Source organism: Variovorax sp. ZS18.2.2, from assembly GCF_024701975.1.
Taxonomy (GTDB): Bacteria; Pseudomonadota; Gammaproteobacteria; order Burkholderiales; family Burkholderiaceae_C; genus Variovorax.
Map to the genome: position 1 here is coordinate 201,085 of NZ_JANLNM010000009.1, position 20,607 is coordinate 221,691.

The 20,607-nt window shown below is 64.0% G+C and carries 29 protein-coding genes; 26 read left to right on the top strand and 3 right to left on the bottom strand.

From position 1 onward, the window contains the following. Positions 1–5 precede the first annotated feature (5 nt). The 22 genes from NU688_RS28285 to NU688_RS28390 all read left to right on the top strand — a co-directional run bounded on the left by NU688_RS28285 (position 6) and on the right by NU688_RS28390 (position 16,598). Positions 6–1,130 (top strand): VanZ family protein, encoded by a 1,125-nt coding sequence (locus tag NU688_RS28285; protein ID WP_257864167.1) that lies wholly within the window; start codon positions 6–8, stop codon positions 1,128–1,130. A gap of 36 nt (positions 1,131–1,166) precedes the next feature. Then, positions 1,167–1,520 carry a ferredoxin gene (locus NU688_RS28290; RefSeq protein ID WP_257864168.1) on the top strand — a complete coding sequence of 118 codons (354 nt, stop codon included), beginning with the start codon at positions 1,167–1,169 and terminating at the stop codon, positions 1,518–1,520. A 70-nt stretch (positions 1,521–1,590) separates the two neighbouring features. Further along, positions 1,591–2,223, top strand: coding sequence for an alpha/beta hydrolase (locus NU688_RS28295; RefSeq protein WP_257864169.1), 633 nt, complete (start codon positions 1,591–1,593; stop codon positions 2,221–2,223). Between the two features lie 40 nt (positions 2,224–2,263). Beyond that, the gene (locus tag NU688_RS28300) at positions 2,264–3,433 is read left to right on the top strand and encodes a D-alanyl-D-alanine carboxypeptidase family protein (RefSeq protein ID WP_257864170.1); all 1,170 of its coding nucleotides are present in this window, start codon (positions 2,264–2,266) and stop codon (positions 3,431–3,433) included. Positions 3,434–3,637: 204 nt separating this feature from the next. Then, positions 3,638–4,015, top strand: a complete 378-nt coding sequence (rpsL, locus tag NU688_RS28305; RefSeq protein WP_013543948.1) for a 30S ribosomal protein S12 — start codon at positions 3,638–3,640, stop codon at positions 4,013–4,015. 152 nt (positions 4,016–4,167) lie between these two features. Beyond that, the gene (gene rpsG, locus NU688_RS28310) at positions 4,168–4,641 is read left to right on the top strand and encodes a 30S ribosomal protein S7 (protein WP_013543947.1); all 474 of its coding nucleotides are present in this window, start codon (positions 4,168–4,170) and stop codon (positions 4,639–4,641) included. Positions 4,642–4,737: 96 nt separating this feature from the next. Continuing rightward, positions 4,738–6,837, top strand: a complete 2,100-nt coding sequence (gene fusA / locus NU688_RS28315) for an elongation factor G (RefSeq protein WP_257864171.1) — start codon at positions 4,738–4,740, stop codon at positions 6,835–6,837. 141 nt (positions 6,838–6,978) lie between these two features. Continuing rightward, positions 6,979–8,172, top strand: coding sequence for an elongation factor Tu (gene tuf, locus NU688_RS28320; RefSeq protein ID WP_257864172.1), 1,194 nt, complete (start codon positions 6,979–6,981; stop codon positions 8,170–8,172). Positions 8,173–8,193: 21 nt separating this feature from the next. Further along, the gene (rpsJ, locus tag NU688_RS28325; RefSeq protein WP_007838118.1) at positions 8,194–8,508 is read left to right on the top strand and encodes a 30S ribosomal protein S10; all 315 of its coding nucleotides are present in this window, start codon (positions 8,194–8,196) and stop codon (positions 8,506–8,508) included. Positions 8,509–8,656: 148 nt separating this feature from the next. Continuing rightward, the gene (locus tag NU688_RS28330; protein WP_257864173.1) at positions 8,657–10,234 is read left to right on the top strand and encodes a hypothetical protein; all 1,578 of its coding nucleotides are present in this window, start codon (positions 8,657–8,659) and stop codon (positions 10,232–10,234) included. A gap of 11 nt (positions 10,235–10,245) precedes the next feature. Continuing rightward, positions 10,246–10,776, top strand: coding sequence for a hypothetical protein (locus tag NU688_RS28335; RefSeq protein WP_257864174.1), 531 nt, complete (start codon positions 10,246–10,248; stop codon positions 10,774–10,776). A gap of 233 nt (positions 10,777–11,009) precedes the next feature. Beyond that, positions 11,010–11,690, top strand: coding sequence for a 50S ribosomal protein L3 (gene rplC, locus NU688_RS28340; RefSeq protein WP_093443820.1), 681 nt, complete (start codon positions 11,010–11,012; stop codon positions 11,688–11,690). Further along, complete coding sequence (gene rplD / locus NU688_RS28345; protein ID WP_013543942.1) at positions 11,690–12,310, top strand: 50S ribosomal protein L4; 621 nt, start codon at positions 11,690–11,692, stop codon at positions 12,308–12,310. The genes rplC and rplD overlap by 1 nt, the downstream gene beginning before the upstream one ends. Continuing rightward, on the top strand, positions 12,307–12,642 hold the full coding sequence (gene rplW, locus NU688_RS28350) for a 50S ribosomal protein L23 (RefSeq protein WP_007838129.1): 336 nt from the start codon (positions 12,307–12,309) through the stop codon (positions 12,640–12,642). The genes rplD and rplW overlap by 4 nt, the downstream gene beginning before the upstream one ends. A gap of 2 nt (positions 12,643–12,644) precedes the next feature. Then, on the top strand, positions 12,645–13,469 hold the full coding sequence (rplB, locus tag NU688_RS28355; RefSeq protein ID WP_042578708.1) for a 50S ribosomal protein L2: 825 nt from the start codon (positions 12,645–12,647) through the stop codon (positions 13,467–13,469). Positions 13,470–13,479: 10 nt separating this feature from the next. Continuing rightward, entirely contained in the window at positions 13,480–13,758 is a 279-nt protein-coding gene (rpsS, locus tag NU688_RS28360) for a 30S ribosomal protein S19 (protein WP_007838132.1), read from the top strand. A 9-nt stretch (positions 13,759–13,767) separates the two neighbouring features. Further along, on the top strand, positions 13,768–14,100 hold the full coding sequence (gene rplV, locus NU688_RS28365; RefSeq protein ID WP_007838134.1) for a 50S ribosomal protein L22: 333 nt from the start codon (positions 13,768–13,770) through the stop codon (positions 14,098–14,100). Positions 14,101–14,117: 17 nt separating this feature from the next. Then, complete coding sequence (gene rpsC, locus NU688_RS28370; RefSeq protein ID WP_013543940.1) at positions 14,118–15,032, top strand: 30S ribosomal protein S3; 915 nt, start codon at positions 14,118–14,120, stop codon at positions 15,030–15,032. A gap of 28 nt (positions 15,033–15,060) precedes the next feature. Continuing rightward, a complete protein-coding gene (gene rplP, locus NU688_RS28375; protein ID WP_007838137.1) occupies positions 15,061–15,477 on the top strand; it encodes a 50S ribosomal protein L16 in 417 nt (138 codons plus the stop codon). Positions 15,478–15,532: 55 nt separating this feature from the next. Then, entirely contained in the window at positions 15,533–15,742 is a 210-nt protein-coding gene (gene rpmC / locus NU688_RS28380; RefSeq protein ID WP_041946241.1) for a 50S ribosomal protein L29, read from the top strand. Between the two features lie 9 nt (positions 15,743–15,751). Continuing rightward, positions 15,752–16,021 (top strand): 30S ribosomal protein S17, encoded by a 270-nt coding sequence (gene rpsQ, locus NU688_RS28385; protein WP_013543938.1) that lies wholly within the window; start codon positions 15,752–15,754, stop codon positions 16,019–16,021. Between the two features lie 70 nt (positions 16,022–16,091). Continuing rightward, positions 16,092–16,598, top strand: coding sequence for a peroxiredoxin (locus NU688_RS28390; protein ID WP_093079077.1), 507 nt, complete (start codon positions 16,092–16,094; stop codon positions 16,596–16,598). A 16-nt stretch (positions 16,599–16,614) separates the two neighbouring features. On the opposite strand, the gene NU688_RS28395 is transcribed toward NU688_RS28390, so the two are convergent. After that, complete coding sequence (locus tag NU688_RS28395) at positions 16,615–17,202, bottom strand: GNAT family N-acetyltransferase (protein WP_257864175.1); 588 nt, start codon at positions 17,200–17,202, stop codon at positions 16,615–16,617. Then, positions 17,199–17,909 carry a cytochrome b/b6 domain-containing protein gene (locus tag NU688_RS28400; protein WP_257864176.1) on the bottom strand — a complete coding sequence of 237 codons (711 nt, stop codon included), beginning with the start codon at positions 17,907–17,909 and terminating at the stop codon, positions 17,199–17,201. The genes NU688_RS28395 and NU688_RS28400 overlap by 4 nt, the downstream gene beginning before the upstream one ends. A 161-nt stretch (positions 17,910–18,070) precedes the next feature. Here NU688_RS28400 and NU688_RS28405 point away from each other — a divergent pair, with 161 nt between their 5' ends. Next, positions 18,071–18,517, top strand: a complete 447-nt coding sequence (locus tag NU688_RS28405) for a cytochrome c (protein ID WP_257864177.1) — start codon at positions 18,071–18,073, stop codon at positions 18,515–18,517. 65 nt (positions 18,518–18,582) lie between these two features. Here NU688_RS28405 and NU688_RS28410 read toward each other — a convergent pair whose 3' ends face one another. Further along, on the bottom strand, positions 18,583–19,080 hold the full coding sequence (locus NU688_RS28410; RefSeq protein WP_257864178.1) for a TlpA disulfide reductase family protein: 498 nt from the start codon (positions 19,078–19,080) through the stop codon (positions 18,583–18,585). A gap of 114 nt (positions 19,081–19,194) precedes the next feature. Between NU688_RS28410 and NU688_RS28415 the strand changes: the two genes are divergently transcribed. From NU688_RS28415 to NU688_RS28425, 3 genes are all read left to right on the top strand, one after another. Beyond that, a complete protein-coding gene (locus NU688_RS28415) occupies positions 19,195–19,737 on the top strand; it encodes a hypothetical protein (protein ID WP_257864179.1) in 543 nt (180 codons plus the stop codon). A 100-nt stretch (positions 19,738–19,837) separates the two neighbouring features. Further along, positions 19,838–20,293 carry a PTS sugar transporter subunit IIA gene (locus tag NU688_RS28420; protein ID WP_042578717.1) on the top strand — a complete coding sequence of 152 codons (456 nt, stop codon included), beginning with the start codon at positions 19,838–19,840 and terminating at the stop codon, positions 20,291–20,293. Then, complete coding sequence (locus tag NU688_RS28425; protein WP_257864180.1) at positions 20,262–20,531, top strand: HPr family phosphocarrier protein; 270 nt, start codon at positions 20,262–20,264, stop codon at positions 20,529–20,531. Before NU688_RS28420 ends, NU688_RS28425 begins: the two co-directional genes overlap by 32 nt. Positions 20,532–20,607: the final 76 nt, after the last annotated feature.

Genomic DNA, 20,607 nt, shown 5'->3' on the forward strand with positions numbered 1-20,607 from the left:
GCCCGATGGACACGCTGGAGAAGCCGCACAAGTCCGCTGCGCTTCCCCTTGCGCTCGCCTATGCGGCGCTGATCGTCTACGCGAGCCTCTATCCCTTCGCCGACTGGCGCGACCAGGGCATCGCGCCCTGGGCCTATCTGTCAGCGCCATGGCCCAAGTACTGGACGGGTTTCGACTTCGCGATCAACGTCGCGGGCTACGTGCCCTTCGGTTTCCTGTGCGCCCTGGCGGTGCTGCGTACGCGCCGGACCGCCGGCGTCTGGGGCGCGGTGCTGCGCGCCGCCGTGGGCGGCGCGGCAATCGCCTTCGCGATGGAGACGCTGCAGAGCTACCTGCCCGCGCGCATCCCTTCCAACGTCGATCTGGGGCTGAACACGACCGGCACGGTCCTGGGCGCCGTGCTGGCGGTGGGGCTCGAGCGGCTGGGGGCGGTGGCCCACTGGGGCCGTGCGCGCTCGCAATGGTTCGTCGAGGAGTCGCGCGGCGCCCTCGTGCTGCTCGCGCTCTGGCCGTTCGCCTTGCTCTTTCCCGCGGCCGTCACCTTCGGCCTGGGCCAGGTGTTCGAGCGACTCGAGGTCGCGATTTCCGAATGGCTGCTCGACACGCCCTTCATCGACTGGTTGCCCGTGCGGCAGTTCGAACTCGAGCCCCTGGTGCCGGCGGTGGAGTTGCTGTGCGTGATGCTCGGCGCGCTGGTGCCGTGCCTGCTGGGCTACCTTGCGGCGCGCACCGTGGTCCAGCGCGCGATGCTGCTCCCGCTGATCTTTCTGGCGGGCTTTGCGGCATCGGCGCTGTCGGCCGCCCTGAGCTATGGCCCCGCGCATGCCTGGGCGTGGCTGGATCTTCCCGTCCAGGTCGGCATGGCGGCGGCGCTCGTTGCAGGCGTGCTGCTCGTGGCCGCGCCGCGCCGCCTGTGCGCGGCTTTGTTGCTGGTGGGGCTCGTGCTCCAGCTGAGCTTGCTGAACCAGGCGCCCGAGAGCGCGTACTTCGCGCAGACCCTGGCGACCTGGGAGCAGGGGCGCTTCATCCGCTTCCACGGGCTGGCCCAGTGGCTGGGGTGGGTCTGGCCGTTCGCCGTGCTGGCGTACGTGGTGGCGGCCCTGTCGCGCCGGGGGCGGCTCGCGCCGTAGCCCGGGTATCGGGATGGCGGTCACTAAAATCGACCGATGCCCAGTTCCACCCCCGCCGCGCCGTCCGGCTACTACGGCCGCCACATCTTCTTCTGCCTCAACGAGCGCAAGAACGGCGAAGACTCCTGTGCCATGCACAACGCGCAGGAAGGCTTCGATCGCTGCAAGGCGAAGGTGAAGGAGGCCGGGCTCTCCGGGCCCGGCAAGGTGCGGGTCAACAAGGCGGGGTGCCTGGACCGCTGCGCCGGCGGACCGGTGGCGGTGGTGTACCCGGAAGCCGTCTGGTACACCTTCGTCGATGCCGACGACATCGACGAGATCGTCGAGTCGCACCTGAAGAATGGCGAGGTCGTCGAGCGGCTCCTGCTGCCCGCCGACGTCGGACGCTGAACTTTCTCGCGGACGCTTCGCTCGTACCGTGCTCCCGACCGGCGCTGCCGGCCCGCTCACCCCTCCAGCCATGAACTCCCAGACCGAAAAGATCAGCCTCCAGGGCGCTGCCGGCGCGATCGAGGTGCAGCGCGACCAGCCTGCCGGCACCCCGCGCGGCATCGCGGTGATCGCCCATCCGCATCCGCTGTTCGGCGGCACGATGGACAACAAGGTCGTGCAGACCCTGGCGCGCGCCTTCGTGTCGTGCGGCTGGACGACGGTGCGCTTTAACTTTCGCGGCGTCGGCGCCAGCGAAGGGGTGCACGACGAAGGGCGCGGCGAGCTGGAAGACATGCTGAATGTCGTCGGCCAGCTCGCGCCCGAAGGCCCCCTGGCCATCGCCGGCTTTTCGTTCGGTGCCTTCGTCGCGACCGGTGCAGCTGAACGACTCTGGACCGTGCGCGATATCCAGCAGATTGTGCTGATCGGCACGGCTGCCGCGCGCAACACCGTCGCCACGCTGCCGGTCGAAGCCCACGATCGCATGCTGGTGGTCCATGGCGAAGCCGACGACACCGTGCCGCTCGCCGCCGTGATGGATTGGGCGCGGCCACAGTCACTTCCTGTCACGGTTATTCCCGGGGGCGGCCATTTCTTTCACGGACAATTGCCGCTGCTCAAAAGTCTGGTTGCCCGCCACCTCCGCGCGGGCATTGAATGAAAGCCTCACGGGCTTGTTTTCGTCTCTTCTCATCCTCCCCATGAATCGTTTTTTCAATGCGCTCCGCGCACTGGTGCTGACTGCCGCTGCCTCGGTCGGCGTGATCGCCGCCGCTCAAGTGCCGGCACCGCCCGAAGTCGCCGCGCGCAGCTACCTGCTGCTGGACGTGACCGCGAACCAGATCCTTGCGCAGAAGGACATCGACAGCCCGGTGGAGCCGGCTTCGCTCACCAAGTTGATGTCGGCCTACATCGTGTTCGACGCGCTGCGCGCCAAGAAGATCACGCTGACCCAGACCTTCCCGGTCAGCCCGCGCGCCTGGAAGATGCCGGGTTCCCGCATGTTCATCGACCCGAAGATGCAGGTGCCGGTCGAAGACCTGATCAAGGGCCTGATCGTGCAGTCGGGCAACGACGCCACGGTGGCGCTGGCCGAAGGCGTGGGTGGCACGGTCGAGCATTTCGTCGAACTCATGAATGCCCAAGCCAAGGCGCTGGGCATGAAGAACACCAGCTACAAGAACCCCGAGGGCCTCACGGCGCCCGGCCACACCACCACGGCTCGCGACCTGAGCATCCTGGCGACCCGGCTGGTGCGTGACTTCCCGGAGGAAGCCAAGTACTACGCCATCAAAAAGTACCGCTACCCGGGCACGCCGTCGACCAACGACACCAACCGCAACCTGCTGCTGTTCCGCGATCCGACCGTCGATGGCCTGAAGACCGGCCATACCGAAGCCGCCGGCTACTGCATGATCGCCACCGCCAAGCGCGATTTCCCGAACCTGACCGGCGGCCGCCGCCTGCTTTCGATCGTGCTGGGTGCCTCGAGCGAGACCGTGCGCGCCAATGAATCGCAGAAGCTGCTGAACTGGGGCTACACGGCCTACGACGCCGTCCGCCTGTTCGACGCCGGCCAGCCGGCCGCCACGCCCGCGGTCTGGAAGGGCAAGGAAAACGTGCTGAAGCTGGGCCGCCCGGAAGCCATCGTCGTCGCGGTCCCCGCCGGCTCCGCCAGCAAGATCAAGACCCAGGTGGCGCGCCCTGACCCGCTGGTGGCGCCGTTCATCAAGTACCAGGCCGTGGGCTCCCTCAAGGTGACGCTGGACGACCAGCCGGTGGCCGATGTGCCGCTGGTGGCCCTGGAAGCGGTCGAGCAGGCGGGTGTTTTCGGCCGTGCCTGGGACGCCATCCGCCTCTGGATCAAATAGAAGGGCTGGGCAAGCGGAGCCGCCAGCACGCGCTGGCTGCGCCTGACCTTGCCGTTTCAAGCTCGCCTGCTATACTCGTGGGCTTTTCGGAATTTTCCGAAGGGTTTCACGTTTTCGTTATTCCCGGCTTCCTCGCCTTGCGTCACGTCAAGGACAAGGACGGTTTCACAGCCAAGGCCGGGTTGTTTTGGGACTAATTCATTCATGCCAACCATCAATCAACTGGTGCGTCAGGGTCGAACGGTCGAAAAGATCAATTCGAAGAGCCCTGCCATGCAGAACTCGCCGCAACGTCGCGGTGTCTGCACCCGCGTCTACACCACGACGCCAAAGAAGCCCAACTCGGCGCTTCGTAAAGTTGCCAAGGTCCGTCTGACCAATGGCTTCGAAGTCATCTCCTACATCGGCGGCGAAGGCCACAACCTGCAGGAACACAGCGTCGTGCTGGTTCGCGGCGGTCGTGTCAAGGACTTGCCCGGTGTTCGCTACCACATCGTGCGCGGTTCGCTCGACTTGCAAGGCGTGAAAGACCGCAAGCAGTCGCGCTCCAAGTACGGCGCGAAGCGTCCCAAGAAGGCTTAAGCCTTCTTCCTGTCGTCAAAAACAAACGGTGTTCGGTTACCTTGGCGGGTACATCGAACGAAGTGACCCAATCCCGGGTCGAGTAAGTGAGAGTCCTGATTGGCTCTCGCGGTGCCGGAAGCGGTGCCAACTGAAGCAAAGAGGTTAGAAAAATGCCACGTCGTCGCGAAGTCCCCAAACGTGAAATCCTGCCGGATCCCAAGTACGGCAATGTCGAGCTGTCGAAATTCATGAACGTGATCATGGAAGGCGGCAAGAAGGCGATCGCCGAGCGCATCATTTATGGCGCGCTCGACTTCATCGAAAAGAAGAACCCTGACAAGGACCCGCTCGAAGCTTTCACCGTTGCCATCAACAACGTGAAGCCGATGGTCGAAGTGAAGTCGCGCCGCGTCGGTGGTGCGAACTACCAGGTGCCGGTCGAAGTCCGCCCTGTCCGTCGCCTCGCTCTGTCGATGCGCTGGATCAAGGAAGCCGCTCGCAAGCGCGGCGAAAAGTCGATGGCCCTGCGTCTGGCCAACGAACTCATGGAAGCCACGGAAGGCCGTGGCGGCGCCATGAAGAAGCGCGACGAAGTGCACCGCATGGCAGAAGCCAACCGCGCCTTCAGCCACTTCCGCTTCTAAAAATCAAACTTCGCTTGGGCGTTGGGTGTTGAGTGCCGGGCGATGTCGTCCGGGCTCAGGGCCCAGCGCTCAACGCATTTAACCCGAAAGTAAATCATGTCTCGCAAGACCCCCATCGAGCGCTACCGCAACATCGGCATCTCCGCGCACATCGACGCCGGCAAGACCACGACGACCGAGCGCATCCTGTTCTACACCGGTGTGAACCACAAGATCGGTGAAGTGCACGATGGCGCCGCCACGATGGACTGGATGGAGCAAGAGCAAGAGCGCGGCATCACGATCACCTCGGCTGCCACCACCTGCTTCTGGAAGGGCATGGCGGGCACGTTCGACGAACACCGCATCAACATCATCGACACCCCCGGCCACGTGGACTTCACCATTGAAGTCGAGCGCTCGATGCGCGTGCTGGACGGCGCCGTCATGGTGTACGACGCGGTCGGCGGCGTGCAGCCCCAGTCCGAAACCGTCTGGCGCCAGGCCAACAAGTACAAGGTTCCGCGCCTCGCGTTCGTCAACAAGATGGACCGCACCGGCGCCGACTTCCTGCGTGTGCGCCAGATGATGGTGGATCGCCTGAAGGCCAACCCCGTCGTGATCCAGATCCCGATCGGCGCCGAAGAGCGCTTCCAGGGCATCGTCGACCTCGTCAAGATGAAGTCGATCATCTGGGACGAAGAAAAGGGTGTGACCTTCAAGTACGGCGAAATCCCGGCCGACCTGGCCGACGTGTGCGCCGAGTACCGCGAAAAGCTCGTCGAAGCCGCTGCCGAAGCGAGCGAAGAGCTCATGAACAAGTACCTCGAAGGCAATGAGCTGACCGAAGTCGAAATCAAGGCTGCGATCCGCCAACGCACCATCGCCGGCGAAATCCAGCCGATGCTGTGCGGCTCGGCCTTCAAGAACAAGGGCGTGCAGGCCATGCTCGACGCCGTCGTCGAATACATGCCCGCACCGACCGACATTCCGCCGGTCAAGGGCATGGACGAAGACGAAGTGCCGACGACCCGCAAGGCCGACGACTCCGAGAAGTTCTCCGCGCTCGCATTCAAGCTCATGACCGACCCGTTCGTCGGCCAGCTGACCTTCGTGCGCGTCTACTCCGGCGTGCTGACCAAGGGCGACAGCGTCTACAACCCGGTGCGTGGCAAAAAAGAGCGCATTGGCCGGATCGTGCAGATGCACGCCAACAACCGCGTCGAAGTGAGCGAAATTCGCGCCGGCGACATCGCTGCCTGTATCGGCCTGAAGGAAGTGACCACGGGCGAAACCCTGTGCGATCCCGCAGCCATCCTGACGCTCGAGCGCATGGTGTTCCCGGAGTCGGTGATCTCGCAAGCCGTGGAGCCGAAGACCAAGGTCGACCAGGAAAAGATGGGCATCGCCCTGCAACGCCTGGCACAGGAAGACCCGTCGTTCCGCGTCAAGACCGACGAAGAATCGGGCCAGACCATCATCGCCGGCATGGGCGAGCTCCACCTTGAAATCATCGTGGACCGCATGAAGCGCGAGTTCGGCGTGGAAGCCAACGTGGGCAAGCCGCAAGTGGCCTACCGCGAAACGATCCGCAAGACGGTCGAAGATGCCGAAGGCAAGTTCGTTCGCCAGTCGGGCGGCAAGGGCCAGTACGGTCACGTGATCCTGAAGCTCGAGCCGCAGGAAGCGGGCAAGGGCTTCGAGTTCGTCGACGCCATCAAGGGCGGTGTGGTTCCTCGCGAATACATCCCCGCGGTGGAAAAGGGCGTTGTGGAAGCGCTGACGCAAGGCGTGCTGGCGGGCTACCCCGTCGTCGACGTCAAGGTCACGCTGCATTTCGGCTCGTACCACGACGTGGACTCGAACGAAATGGCGTTCAAGATGGCCGCGATCTTCGGTTTCAAGGAAGGCGCCCGCAAGGCCAGCCCCGTGATCCTGGAGCCGATGATGGCCGTGGAAGTCGAAACGCCTGAAGACTACGCCGGCAACGTGATGGGCGACCTGTCCTCACGCCGCGGCATGGTGCAGGGCATGGAAGACATGATCGGTGGCGGCAAGGCCATCAAGGCCGAAGTGCCGCTGTCGGAAATGTTCGGCTACTCGACCACGCTGCGTTCGATGTCGCAAGGCCGCGCCACGTACACGATGGAGTTCAAGCACTACGCTGAAGCTCCGCGCAACGTTGCTGAAGCGATCGTCGCTGCACGCGCCAAGTAAGTTTTGAAGAATGCAGGGCCACGCAGTGCGTGGCTCTCTTTGTCTGCGATCCGGTGCCGCCGCGTTCCCGTGCGAGGCGAACCAGCAATTGGGTGCAGACATAAAACCAATACACGGGAATGCTCTTTCAAGGATTGAAAAATGGCAAAAGGTAAATTCACCCGCACCAAGCCGCACGTGAACGTGGGCACGATCGGTCACGTTGACCACGGCAAGACGACGCTGACGGCTGCGATCGCAACCGTTCTGTCGTCCAAGTTCGGCGGCGAAGCCAAGGCTTACGACCAGATCGACGCAGCGCCCGAAGAAAAGGCCCGCGGCATCACGATCAACACCGCGCACGTCGAGTACGAAACGGCCAACCGCCACTACGCACACGTGGACTGCCCTGGCCACGCCGACTATGTGAAGAACATGATCACCGGCGCCGCCCAGATGGACGGCGCCATCCTGGTGTGCTCGGCCGCTGACGGCCCGATGCCCCAGACCCGTGAACACATCCTGCTGGCTCGCCAGGTGGGCGTGGGTTACATCATCGTTTTCCTGAACAAGTGCGACATGGTCGACGACGCCGAGCTGCTCGAGCTGGTCGAAATGGAAGTGCGCGAGCTGCTGGACAAGTACGAGTTCCCTGGCGACGACACCCCCATCATTCACGGCTCGGCCAAGCTCGCCCTGGAAGGCGACAAGGGCAAGCTGGGCGAAGAAGCCATCATGAAGCTGGCCGAAGCGCTGGACACGTACATCCCGACGCCGGAGCGCGCTGTGGACGGCACGTTCCTGATGCCCGTCGAAGACGTGTTCTCGATCTCGGGTCGCGGCACCGTGGTGACCGGCGCTGTCGAGCGTGGCGTGATCAAGGTTGGTGAAGAAATCGAGATCGTCGGCATCCGCCCGACCGTCAAGACCACCTGCACCGGCGTGGAAATGTTCCGCAAGCTCCTGGACCAAGGTCAGGCTGGCGACAACGTCGGCGTGCTGCTGCGCGGCACCAAGCGCGAAGAAGTCGAGCGCGGCCAAGTGCTGTGCAAGCCCGGCTCGATCAAGCCGCACACGCACTTCACCGCCGAGGTGTATGTGCTGTCCAAGGACGAAGGTGGCCGTCACACGCCGTTCTTCAACAACTACCGTCCGCAGTTCTACTTCCGCACGACGGACGTGACCGGCGCGATCGAGCTGCCCAAGGACAAGGAAATGGTCATGCCTGGCGACAACGTCAGCATCACCGTCAAGCTGATCAACCCGATCGCGATGGAAGAGGGCCTGCGCTTCGCCATCCGTGAAGGCGGCCGTACCGTGGGTTCGGGCGTCGTGGCAAAGATCCTCGACATCTAAGCCGGACGCAAAGGAAACATCATGGCTACCAAGCAAAAAATCCGCATCCGCCTGAAGGCGTTCGACTACAAGCTGATCGACCAATCGGCTGCCGAAATCGTTGACACCGCCAAGCGCACCGGCGCGATCGTCAAGGGCCCGGTGCCCCTGCCGACCCGCATGAAGCGTTTCGACATCCTGCGTTCGCCGCACGTCAACAAGACGTCGCGCGACCAGCTCGAGATCCGCACGCACCAGCGCCTGATGGACATCGTCGACCCGACCGACAAGACCGTGGACGCGCTGATGAAGCTCGACCTGCCGGCCGGCGTGGACGTCGAGATCAAGCTGCAGTAAACAGTAAGAACTCCCAGCGTCGCGTTTTGACGAAGCCCGCCTGCAGAAATGCAGGCGGGCTTTGTTTTTTGCGGTGCGGCTATGGCATCCTCTCGCACCGGTAATTCGTTCAAGCATCGGCCGGGGCTGAAACGAGGGCAGCACAACTATGAGTCACAAGTTCTCTTTTGCGTTGGGCGCGGCGTGCGTTGCTGCCGTGCTGTTGGCGGGCTGCGGCGGTGGTGGGGGCGGCGGCGGTGGGGGATTTCCGATCCTTCCACCGGGCAATCTGGTTGCTCTGAGCGGCAAGGCCACCTATGAATCCGTTCCGAACACGAATGGCCCTCTTGTCTATTCCGCGACGTCCGTCAAGCCGGTGCGCGGTGCGATGCTGGAGGTGCTCGATGCAACCTCCTCCGCGCAGCTCGCGGTGACCACCACCGACGACAGTGGGGCGTACTCGGTTGCCGTGCCGGCGAACACGACGATCGTCGTGCGCGTGAGGGCGCAACTGACCCGTGCCGGCGCCTTGCCGAGCTGGGACGTGAGTGTTCGCGACAACACCCAGAGCGGCGCCTTGTACTCCATGCAGTCATCGGCGTTTGCGTCTGGCGCTGCCGCGCTGACGCGCGATCTGCGCGCCGACACCGGCTGGGGTGGTTCGAGCTACACCAGCCAGCGCGTGGCTGCGCCGTTTGCCGTGCTCGACACGGTCTACACGGCGATGCAAAAGGTGTTGTCGGTGGCGCCGGCGACGGCATTCCCGGTGCTGCGCGTGTTCTGGAGTCCCAACAACAAGCCGGCCGGCGGCAGCGTGGCGGCCGGCGACATCGGGAGTACCTTCTTCATCAACCGCAGCACGGGTCGCGAGATCTACGTCCTCGGCCGGGAGGATGTGGACACCGACGAATTCGATGCGCCCGTGATTGCGCATGAATGGGGCCACTACTACCAATCGGCCTTCAGCCGCGACGACTCGCCAGGCGGCTCCCATTCGCTGGACGAGCGGGTCGATCGGCGGCTCGCGTTTTCCGAGGGCTGGGGCAATGGCTGGTCGGGCATTGCACTCGGGCGAAACAACTATGTGGATTCGCTGGGTGCCCAGCAGTCAAGGGGCGGCAACGTGAATCTCTCGGTGGGACCGACGACCAATCCGGGGTGGTACCGGGAGGGCTCGATCCAGACGATCTTCTGGAATCTCAACCAGCAGGTCGGCTTCAAGCCCATCCACGACGCGATGACGGGCATCCTTTTCAGGAGCGGCGCTCCGGTTTCGTCGATCCATCCCTTCACCGCAGCCTTCAACGCGACCACGCCGGGCAGTGCTTCCGCTTTGGCTGGCTTGTTGAGCGGGCAAAACATCAGCACCACCGCCAACGACCCCTACGGCGACACCGAGACGAACAACGGTGGCTTGCCGACGGTCCCGAACGTGGTGCAGCCGATGTATCGGACGGCCACCGTGGGCGGCGCGCCGACCCAAGCATGCGTCTCCAATGTCGAGGGTGATGACAACAAGCTTGGCAGCTTCGCATACCTCCGATTCACTGCGCCTGCAAACCGCGACTACCAGTTCACGGTCAATGGCGGTCCCGTGGGCGCCAATCCCGACTTCGATATCTTCCGGGGTGGCCTGGTCGCGCGAACCAGCAACAGGGTCAGCCTGGGTGCCGGCGACTACGTTCTGGCTGTCAGCGACCTCAACAATTCCGGATCACCGACGTGCTTCAACGTCACCATTCAATAGGGAGGGCCGTCATGAGCATCCGACCACGTTCGATGATTTTCCTGGCCTGGTTTGCAATGGCCGCTTTGTCAGCACCCGCCATGGCCGATGGCGTGCCGGGTGTGCGTCATGCCAAGTCCACTTCACATCGCGAGGCGCCCATGACGACGGCGGCGCGCAAGCCGAACGACTCCGGCGTGACGCTGCGGTTCCGGCTCGACGCCGTGCCGCAAGTGGGTCGCGGCACGCCTGTCGTGCTGGAGTTCGGCGGTGTGAGCGACCCGGACGGCGCGACGGTACGTTTCAGCGCCGATGCCGGCCTGACGGTCTCGGGCAGCGACACACTGGCGCTGCCGAGGGCAAGGCGCACCTCCGCGACCGTTACCGTGGTGAGTGAGCGCGAAGGGCTCACCTACCTCAACGTCTTCATCACGCAAAAAGGCGCCATGAGCGCCATTTCGATCCCCATCCAGACCGGCACGGCGGTGCCGGTCCTGAAGTCCTCTGGCGAGCTGAAATCCACCCCGGACGGGGAAAACATCATCACGATGCCTGCCAGGTAGGCAGAAAACGGGCAAAAAGGGCCGGATCGACCCCGAAAATCCGGCCCACAACACCGCTTGCACGGCGCCCGCATCGCGGGCTATAATCGCTGGCTCTGCCCTTGGTGCGTCCGTAGGGGTGTAGTTCGAGCAGAGATTTATCAACCTCCTTCCGCAGGCCGGGAAACCAGCCAAACGCTGTCGCCAATTGAAGTGGCAGCGGCGAAGGGAGCTTCCATTTTTGGAGAAAACAAATGAGTCTGAGCAACTCCCTCGGGTTGCTGGGCCGCAAGGTGGGGATGATGCGTCTCTTCACCGATGACGGGGACGCAGTTCCTGTCACGGTGGTGGATGTGTCCAACAACCGTGTGACCCAGATCAAGTCCCAAGAGACCGATGGCTATGTCGCCCTGCAGGTGACGTTCGGTTCGCGCAAAGCATCGCGCGTGACCAAGCCCGAAGCCGGCCACCTTGCCAAGGCAGGTGTCGAAGCAGGCGAAATCATCCAGGAATTCCGCGTCACTGCCGAAACCGCAGGTCAGCACAAGGCTGGCGGCGTGATTGCAGCGGGCAGCGTGTTTTCCGTGGGCCAGAAGGTGGACGTGCAAGGCACTTCCATCGGCAAGGGCTTCGCAGGCACGATCAAGCGCCACAACATGAAGTCGCAACGCGCGTCGCACGGTAACAGCCGTTCGCACAACGTTCCCGGCTCGATCGGCATGGCACAAGACCCCGGTCGCGTGTTCCCCGGCAAGCGCATGACGGGTCACCTCGGCGATGTGACCAAGACAACGCAAAACCTCGATGTGTTCCGCATCGACGAAGCGCGTCAACTGCTGCTCATCAAGGGCGCGATCCCGGGTTCGAAGGGTGGCTTCGTCACCGTGCGTCCCGCCATCAAGGCCAAGCCGCAAGCGGCTGAAGGAGCGAAGTAATGCAACTCGAACTCCTGAACGAACAAGGCCAGGCCGCGTCGAAGTACGACGCCCCCGAGACCGTGTTCGGCCGTGACTACAACGAAGACCTGGTTCACCAGATCGTCGTTGCATTCCAGGCCAACGCCCGCCAAGGCACGCGCGCCCAGAAGGACCGCGAGCAGGTCAAGCACTCGACCAAGAAGCCTTTCAAGCAAAAGGGAACGGGCCGCGCCCGTGCCGGTATGACGTCCTCGCCGCTGTGGCGCGGGGGTGGCCGGATTTTCCCGAACATGCCTGACGAAAACTTCTCGCAGAAGATCAACAAGAAGATGTACCGCGCCGGCATGGCCGCCATCTTCTCGCAGCTCGCTCGCGAAGGCCGTCTGGCCGTGGTGGATTCGCTGACCGTGGATTCGCCCAAGACGAAGCCGCTGGCAGCCCGTTTCAAGGCAATGAATCTCGAGTCCGTGCTCGTGATCGCCGAAGAAGTCGACGAAAACCTGTACCTTGCCTCGCGCAATCTGGTCAACATCCTCGTGGTCGAACCCCGTTACGCCGATCCGGTGTCGCTGGTTCACTACAAGAAGGTGCTGGTCACCAAGGGTGCCGTCGACAAGCTCAAGGAGATGTTCGCATGAGCCGCGTGAACCCTACCGCCGCTGAACGTACGTTCGAAGAAGGCCGCCTGATGGCGGTGCTGGTCGCCCCGATCGTGTCCGAAAAGGCAACGATGGTCGGCGAGAAGTCGAACGCTGTCACTTTCAAGGTGCTGCAAGACGCCACCAAGCCCGAGATCAAGGCCGCTGTCGAACTGATGTTCAAGGTCGAAGTCCAGGGCGTGTCGGTGCTCAACACCAAGGGCAAGACCAAGCGCTTTGGCAAGTCCATCGGCCGCCGCGACAACGTTCGCAAGGCCTATGTGACGCTCAAGCCCGGTCAAGAGCTCAACCTCGTCGGGGAAGGCGCTTAATCATGGCCGTCATCAAGATGAAACCCACTTCGCCGGGCCAACGCGGCGCGGTGAAGATTTCGCGTGACCACCTGCACAAGGGTGCTCCTCACGCAGCCCTGCTGGAACCCCAGTTCCAGAAGGCCGGCCGTAACAACAACGGTCACATCACGATCCGTCATCGTGGCGGCGGTGCCAAGCACCACTACCGCGTTGTCGACTTCGTGCGCAACAAGGACGGCATCCCGGCCAAGGTCGAACGCATCGAATACGACCCGAACCGCACCGCCCACATCGCTCTGGTCTGCTACGCCGACGGCGAGCGCCGCTACATCATCGCCCCGCGCGGTCTGGAAGCTGGTGCAACGCTGCTGTCGGGCGCCGAAGCCCCGATCCGCGCCGGCAACACCCTGCCGATCCGCAACATCCCGGTCGGCTCGACGATCCACTGCATCGAACTGCAACCCGGCAAGGGCGCGCAGATCGCGCGTTCCGCCGGTACGTCGGCGACGCTGCTGGCTCGTGAAGGCGTCTACGCCCAGGTCCGCATGCGTTCGGGTGAGGTGCGTCGCATCCACATCGAATGCCGCGCAACCATCGGCGAAGTGGCCAACGAAGAGCACAGCCTGCGCCAACTCGGCAAGGCCGGTGTGAAGCGTCACATGGGTATTCGCCCGACCGTTCGCGGTGTGGTGATGAACCCGGTCGACCACCCGCACGGTGGTGGCGAAGGCAAGACTGGCGAAGGCCGCCACCCTGTCGACCCATGGGGCAACCTGACCAAGGGCTATCGCACCCGTAACAACAAGCGCACGCAGGTCTTCATCGTGTCGCGTCGCAAGAAGTAAGGGATAGCCCATGACTCGCTCTCTCAAAAAGGGTCCTTTCGTCGACCACCACCTGGTGGCCAAGGCCGACAAGGCTGTGACGACCAAGGACAAGAAGCCGATCAAGACCTGGTCGCGTCGTTCGATGGTTCTGCCCGAGTTCATCGGTCTGACCATCGCCGTGCACAACGGCAAGCAACACGTGCCTGTGTACATCACCGACCAGATGGTCGGCCACAAGCTCGGCGAATTTGCGCTCACGCGCACGTTCAAGGGGCACCCCGCGGACAAAAAAGTCCAGAAGAAGTAAGGAACGACCATGTCTGAAACACGTGCAGTCCTCCGCGGTGTCCGCCTCTCGGTCGACAAGGGCCGTCTGGTCGCGGACCTCATCCGCGGCAAGAAGGTCGATCAAGCGCTCAACGTTCTGCAGTTCACGCAGAAAAAGGCCGCTGTGATCATCAAGAAGGTGCTCGAGTCGGCGATTGCCAACGCCGAGCACAACGACGGTGCCGATATCGACGAGCTGAAGGTCAAGACCATCTACGTCGAGCAAGGTGCAACGCTCAAGCGCTTCACGGCGCGGGCCAAGGGTCGCGGCAATCGCATCAGCAAGCCCACGTGCCATGTGTACGTGACGGTTGGCAACTAAGAAGGCCTGGAAGAAATATGGGACAGAAAATCCACCCAACCGGGTTCCGCCTTGCGGTTACCCGTAACTGGTCCAGCCGCTGGTACGCAAGCGACCGCGATTTCGCGGGCATGCTGGCCGAAGACATCAAGGTTCGCGAATACCTGAAGAAGAAGCTGAAGAACGCTTCGGTCTCGCGCGTCATGATCGAACGTCCCGCCAAGAACGCTCGCATCACGATCTACTCGGCACGTCCGGGCGTCGTGATCGGCAAGAAGGGCGAAGACATCGAGAACCTCAAGCGCGAACTGGGCAAGCAGCTCGGCGTGCCGGTTGCGGTCAACATCGAAGAAGTGCGCAAGCCCGAAATCGATGCGCAACTGATCGCCGACAGCATCACGCAGCAGCTCGAAAAGCGGATCATGTTCCGCCGTGCCATGAAGCGCGCCATGCAAAACGCCATGCGTCTGGGTGCCCTGGGCATCAAGATCATGTCGTCGGGCCGCCTGAACGGCATCGAAATCGCTCGCTGCGAGTGGTATCGCGAAGGTCGCGTGCCGCTTCACACCCTGCGCGCCGACATCGACTACGGCACCTCGGAAGCCAAGACCACCTACGGCGTCATCGGCGTCAAGGTCTGGGTCTACAAGGGCGACACGCTGGGTCGCAACGACCTGCCGGCCGTCGAAACGCCGCGTCCTGAAGAAGAACGTCGTCCGCGCGGTCCGCGCCGCGATGGCCGCCCGGGTGGCGACCGTCCGGGTTCGGATCGCCGTGGTCCCGGCCCCCGTGCCGGCGCCCGCGGCCCGATCGGTGGCAACACCGCGCCGGCCGATGGCAGCGACAAGCCCGCCGAAGCAACCGGCGGTGCCGGTGCAGACTCGAAACCCGCCGTTAAGCGCGTCCGCAAAGCCGCGCCAGCTGCAGCAGCTGACGGTGCCAAGACCGAGTGATCGGTCTTAGAACTACGGAGTATTAAAAATGCTGCAACCTGCACGCAGAAAGTTCCGCAAGGAACAAAAGGGCCGCAACACCGGCATCGCAACCACGGGTAACTCGGTTGCGTTCGGTGACTTCGGTCTCAAATGCACCGACCGCGGCCGCCTCACAGCGCGCCAGATCGAAGCCGCTCGTCGCGCGATTTCACGTCACGTGAAGCGCGGTGGCCGTATCTGGATCCGCGTGTTCCCGGACAAGCCAATCTCGACCAAGCCCGCCGAAGTGCGGATGGGTAACGGTAAGGGCAACCCCGAGTACTACGTCGCTGAAATTCAGCCTGGCAAGATCGTGTTCGAGATCGTCGGCGTGCCCGAAGAACTCGCCCGCGAAGCGTTCCGCCTGGCCGCCGCCAAGCTTCCGCTGCGCACGACGTTCGTCGCTCGCCAGCTCGGCGCCTGAGAGGAGAACACCCATGGCAACACGTAAGAAAAAAGAAACCGTGGCTCCGGCCAAGGTGACCAAGGCTGCAACCCTGCGCACGAAAGATGTCGCAGCGCTGCAAACCGAAGTCAAGGAACTGCAGAAGGCCCATTTCGGCCTGCGCATGCAGAAAGCCACGCAACAGCTGTCGAACACCTCGACGCTGCGCGTGACGCGCCGCGACATCGCGCGCGCCAAGACCATTCTTGCGCAGAAGCAGCAAGAAACCCAAGCCGCCAAGTAAGGAGTGAACATGACGGAAGCTAAAAAATCCCTCAAGCGCACCTTGATCGGCAAGGTGGTCAGCGACAAGCGTGCCAAGACCGTGACCGTGCTGGTCGAGCGCCGTGTGAAGCACGAGCTCTACGGCAAGATCGTGGCCAAGACGAGCAAGTACCACGCCCATGACGAAAATGGCGAGTACAAGCTGGGCGACACCATCGAGATCACGGAAAGCCGTCCGATCTCGAAGACCAAGAACTGGGTCGTGACCCGCTTGGTCGAGAAGGCCGTGCTGGTCTGATCTTCGAGTTCAACGACTCAACCGGAAACGGCCCACAATGTGGGCCGTTTTTCTTTTTCAGGAGCATTCAATGATCAAAGTCGGTGACACCCTTCCTTCGGCAACCCTGCAGGAATATTCCGAAGTCGAAGGCGAAGGCTGCAGCATCGGCCCGAACGCGGTGGACGTGAGCAAGGCTTCGGCCGGCAAGACCATCGCGCTGTTCGCGCTGCCGGGCGCCTTCACGCCCACCTGCTCGGCCAAGCACGTGCCGGGCTACGTGCAGCACTTCGACGACTTCAAGGCGGCCGGCGTGGACGAGATCTGGTGCGTGAGCGTGAACGACGCCTTCGTGATGGGCGCCTGGGCACGCGACCAGAAGACCGGCGCCAAGGTGCGCATGCTGGCCGACGGCAGCGCCGATTTCGCCAAGGCCACCGGCCTCACGCTCGATCTGACGGGCCGCGGCATGGGTCTGCGCAGCAACCGCTATTCGATGCTCGTGAAGGACGGCAAGGTCGCGACGCTCAACGTCGAGGCACCGGGCAAGTTCGAAGTCAGCGACGCGGACACGCTGCTGGCGCAAGCCCGCGGCTGATCGATCGGCCGATCGATCAGAGATCGGCCTTGAGGTAGTGAGCCCCGGCGATGGGGTTGTGATAGTAGGGCGGCACTTCCACGAAGCCCAAGTCTTCGTAGAGTGCCCGCGCCGATTCCATATCGTCGAGGGTGTCGAGCAGCACGCAGCCGTAGCCTGCGGCGCGCGCTGCATCGAGGATGGCTTCGGCGAGCTGCCGGCCCAGTCCGAGGCCCCGGAAGCCGGGCCGCACGAACAGCCGTTTCATTTCCGCCGCATTCGCATAGTCCGCGTTGTCGAGTGGGCGCAGGGCGCAGCACCCTGCCACATGCGCCAGCGAGCCATCGGCGCGCTGCAGCGTCGGGGCCTGCCGGCCCGCTTCTTCCTTGATGTTCGCCGGATCCACCAGCGCCAGCACCAGCGTGCCGCGCGGTTCGGCGTATTCACCCGGCAGGTCGGCCAGTTCGCTGTCGAAATCCTGGAAGTCCAGGTCGATGTTCAGCGAGGCGGCATAGTCGCGGAAGATCGCCCGCGTCGCATCGATCTCGTGGGCTTCATCGGGCGTGAGCAGCACGACGACCGGCGTGTCTGCCAGCGGCAACGGGCGTGAAACCGAAGAGCTCATACGCGCAACGACGCCACCCAGTACGCCACGCCCGCGCACAGCGCGAACAGCACCAGCGCCAGCCCGCGCGAAGCTGCATCGTCGCGGCTCCCGGCGACCTGGCCATTTGCGCTCGAGAGCAGCTTGTCGCCTGACACCATCGGCCGCACCAGGCGATGCCGCCTGACCAGCACGTAGAACAGCACGGCCAGCACGTGCAGGCTGACGAGCGTGATCACGGTCCACTTGCCCTGTGCCTTGTGCCAGCCGGTGGCAAAGCTCACGACCGCACCCGAAACGAAACGGGTGAGCGGCCCGGAGGCGGAAATCTCGTCGTCGGCCATGAGCCCGGTGGCGACCTGAAACGCCAGGATCGCCAGCACCCCGAACACCGAGAGCGCGCCCAGCGGCGTGTGCCCGATCAGGTGGTCCGGATGTGCCCGCCCCCGCAGATAGTTGACGACCGAACCCGGCGCGTAGATGAATGCCGCGAAGCGCGACCATCGTCCGCCCACAAAGCCCCAGAGCAGCCGGAACAGCAACAGCGCGAGCACCGTGTACCCGAGGCGGAAGTGCCATTCCATGATGCCGTTCAGGCCGGTGCCGATCAGGCCGAGCACGGCGATGGCCAGCGCCCAGTGGAAAAGACGCGTCGGCAGGTCCCAGACACGCGTCGGGGCCGCGGTGCTGGCGGTCGCATGGAGGGCGGCCACGGAGGTGTCGGTCATCGATGGGAGCGCGGATGCGCGAGGCTGCGGAAGGCGGAGGTTAGCAAAGTCCGGGCGCAAGGCGGCTTCGGGTTGTTGCTATGCGCCCGACATGGCCTGCCCCTACACTCGGCCGCAGCGCTGCGTTCGACGGCGTTGCCTACCCCACACAAGGACCCACGATGACCCGACTTGCCTCGTTCGCCCTTGCAGCCGCCTGCGCTGCGATGTCCCTGCCCGCCGCGGCCCAGTTCGCCAAGCCCGAGGACGCCATCAAGTACCGCCAGAGCGCGCTGTTCGTGATGAGCCAGCACTTCGGCCGCCTGGGCGCCATGGCCAACGGCCGGGTTCCCTACGACGCGGCGGCTGCCGCAGCCAACGCCGAAATCGTGGCCGAAATGGCCAAGCTGCCCTGGGCGGGCTTCGGCCCCGGCACCGAGGGCGGCAAGGCCAAGCCCGAAGTCTGGAAGGAAGACGCCAAGTTCAAGGAACGCCAGCAGAAGCTGATCGAGGAAACCGGCAAGCTGGTGGTCGCCGCCAAGGCCGGCAACATCGATGCGCTCAAGGCCCAGTTCGGCCCGACCGGCGCGAGCTGCAAGGCTTGCCACGACAGCTTCCGCAACCAGTAAGGGCGGCTGCAAAAAGACAAAAGGCGCTACTTGGTAGCGCCTTTTTTATTGGGGACGGAGAGGGTTCAGGCCTCTGCGAGCAGCTTCTCGATGAGCTTGTGCAGTTCGGCGAAGTCGGGCTCGCCCACGTAGCGCTTCACGATCTCGCCCTGCTTGTTGACCAGGTAGGTGGTTGGCGTGAGCTTCACGTCGCCCCAGGCCTGTGCCACGCTGCCGGTGTTGTCGATCGCCACCTTGAACGGCAGCTTTCGGGTTTCGGCGAAGTTGACGACGTAGCTCGGCGGGTCGTAGCTCATGGCCACCGCCAGCGTGTCGTAGCCCTTGGACTTGTACTTGTCGTAGGTTGCGATGACCTTGGGCATCTCGCCGACGCAGGTCACGCAACTCGTGGCCCAGAAGTTGACCAGGGTGACCTTGCCCTTCAGGTCGGCGGTGGTCTTTTGGCTGCCGTCCAGCAGCACGAAGGTAGAGGTCGGGGCCGCCGTGTTGCCGGAGCCGAGGTACACGCCCACGCCGACGGCCAATGCAAGGGCGATGGCGGCGGCAGCGATGTATTTTTTCATGGCGGCGACTGAGAGAGGGAGGGGGAAAGAGGGGCGGCGCGATTCTAGTTCCGCCTGCGCGACCGTGCTGGTGAGGGCCCATCCGGCATCGCGTGGTTCGATAATCGCTCCCCCATGCCGTCGTTCGCCCCCCGCCCCTGGCTTGCGCTGACAGCCGCCGCAGCCGCTTTTCTCGCCGCCTGCAGCCCCGCCTTCAACTGGCGCGAGGTGCCGATCGCCGATGCGGGTCTGGTCGCGCTCCTGCCCTGCAAGCCCGACCGCGCGAACCGCGCGCTGCCCTTGAGCGCCGAATCCGTGCAGGTCGACATGGCTGGCTGCGAGACCGGCGGCGCGACCTTCGCCATTGCCCATGCTTCCGCCGGCAGCCCGGAGCAGGCCGAGGCCTGGCTCAACGCCTGGCGCGCGGCCACGCGCAGCCAGTTGGGCGATGCGAAAGTGGCGGAAGCCCCGGCGGCTCTGCAGCGCGCGACCGCAATGCCCGCGCCGGCGCGGCTCGATGCGCAACCGGCCCAGCCGGGCGCCGCGCCCGTCCAGGTGCTCTGGTTCGCCCAATCGCAGAAAAACGGCACCGTGGCGCTTTATCAGGCCACCGTGCTCGGCAGGCCTTCGTCCCCCGAGGCACCCAAGACCTTCTTCGAAGGTCTGCGCCTCCCATGAGCGGCGGCGCTGTCCGTTTTTTCGCGGGCTGATGCGTTATGTCTTATCTCTACTTTCCCTGGGCGCCCCCGCATAATCGACGCGTCGTCCTCCGAGCCGCATGAACAGCATCCTCATCATCGCCCACTCACCGTTCGCACAGGCGCTGCGGCAGTGCGCGCTGCATGTGTTTCCCGACTGCGAGCAGGCCGTCGTCGCGCTCGACGTGCTGCCCAACGTGTCGCCCGAGGAAACGCTGGCCGCCGCACGCATCACGCTCCAGCAGCAGCTGCACGCCCCGCGCTCGCAGGTGCTGGTGCTGGCCGACGTGTTCGGCGCCACGCCCTGCAACGTGGCGCAGAAGCTGGTGGACGGCGTTCATTCGAAGCTGGTGGCGGGCGTCAACCTGCCGATGCTGCTGCGCGCCGTCACCTACCGCCACGAACCGCTCGACACGCTCGTGCAGCGCGCCATCGCGGGTGGCACCGCGGGCGTGATGCAGGTGGCGGTGGCGGCTCCCCAGAACCAGGCAAAAAGAAAGCACAGTGATCAAGAAATCCGTGACCATCAGCAATAAGCTGGGCCTGCACGCACGCGCATCGGCCAAGCTGACCAAGCTCGCAGGCAGCTACCCCTGCGAGGTGTGGCTCTCGCGCGGCGACCGCCGCATCAATGCCAAGAGCATCATGGGCGTCATGATGCTGGCCGCGGGCATCGGCTCCACCGTCGAGCTCGAGACCAACGGCCAGCAGGAAGAAGAAGCGATGAACGCTATCGTCCAATTGATGGACGACAAGTTCGGCGAAGGCGAATAAATGTGGCCCCCACGCTCCGCACTGCGTGTCGTCGCTGCCCCCCGAGGGGGCTCGGCCGCCTTGGGGCGGCCCGGCG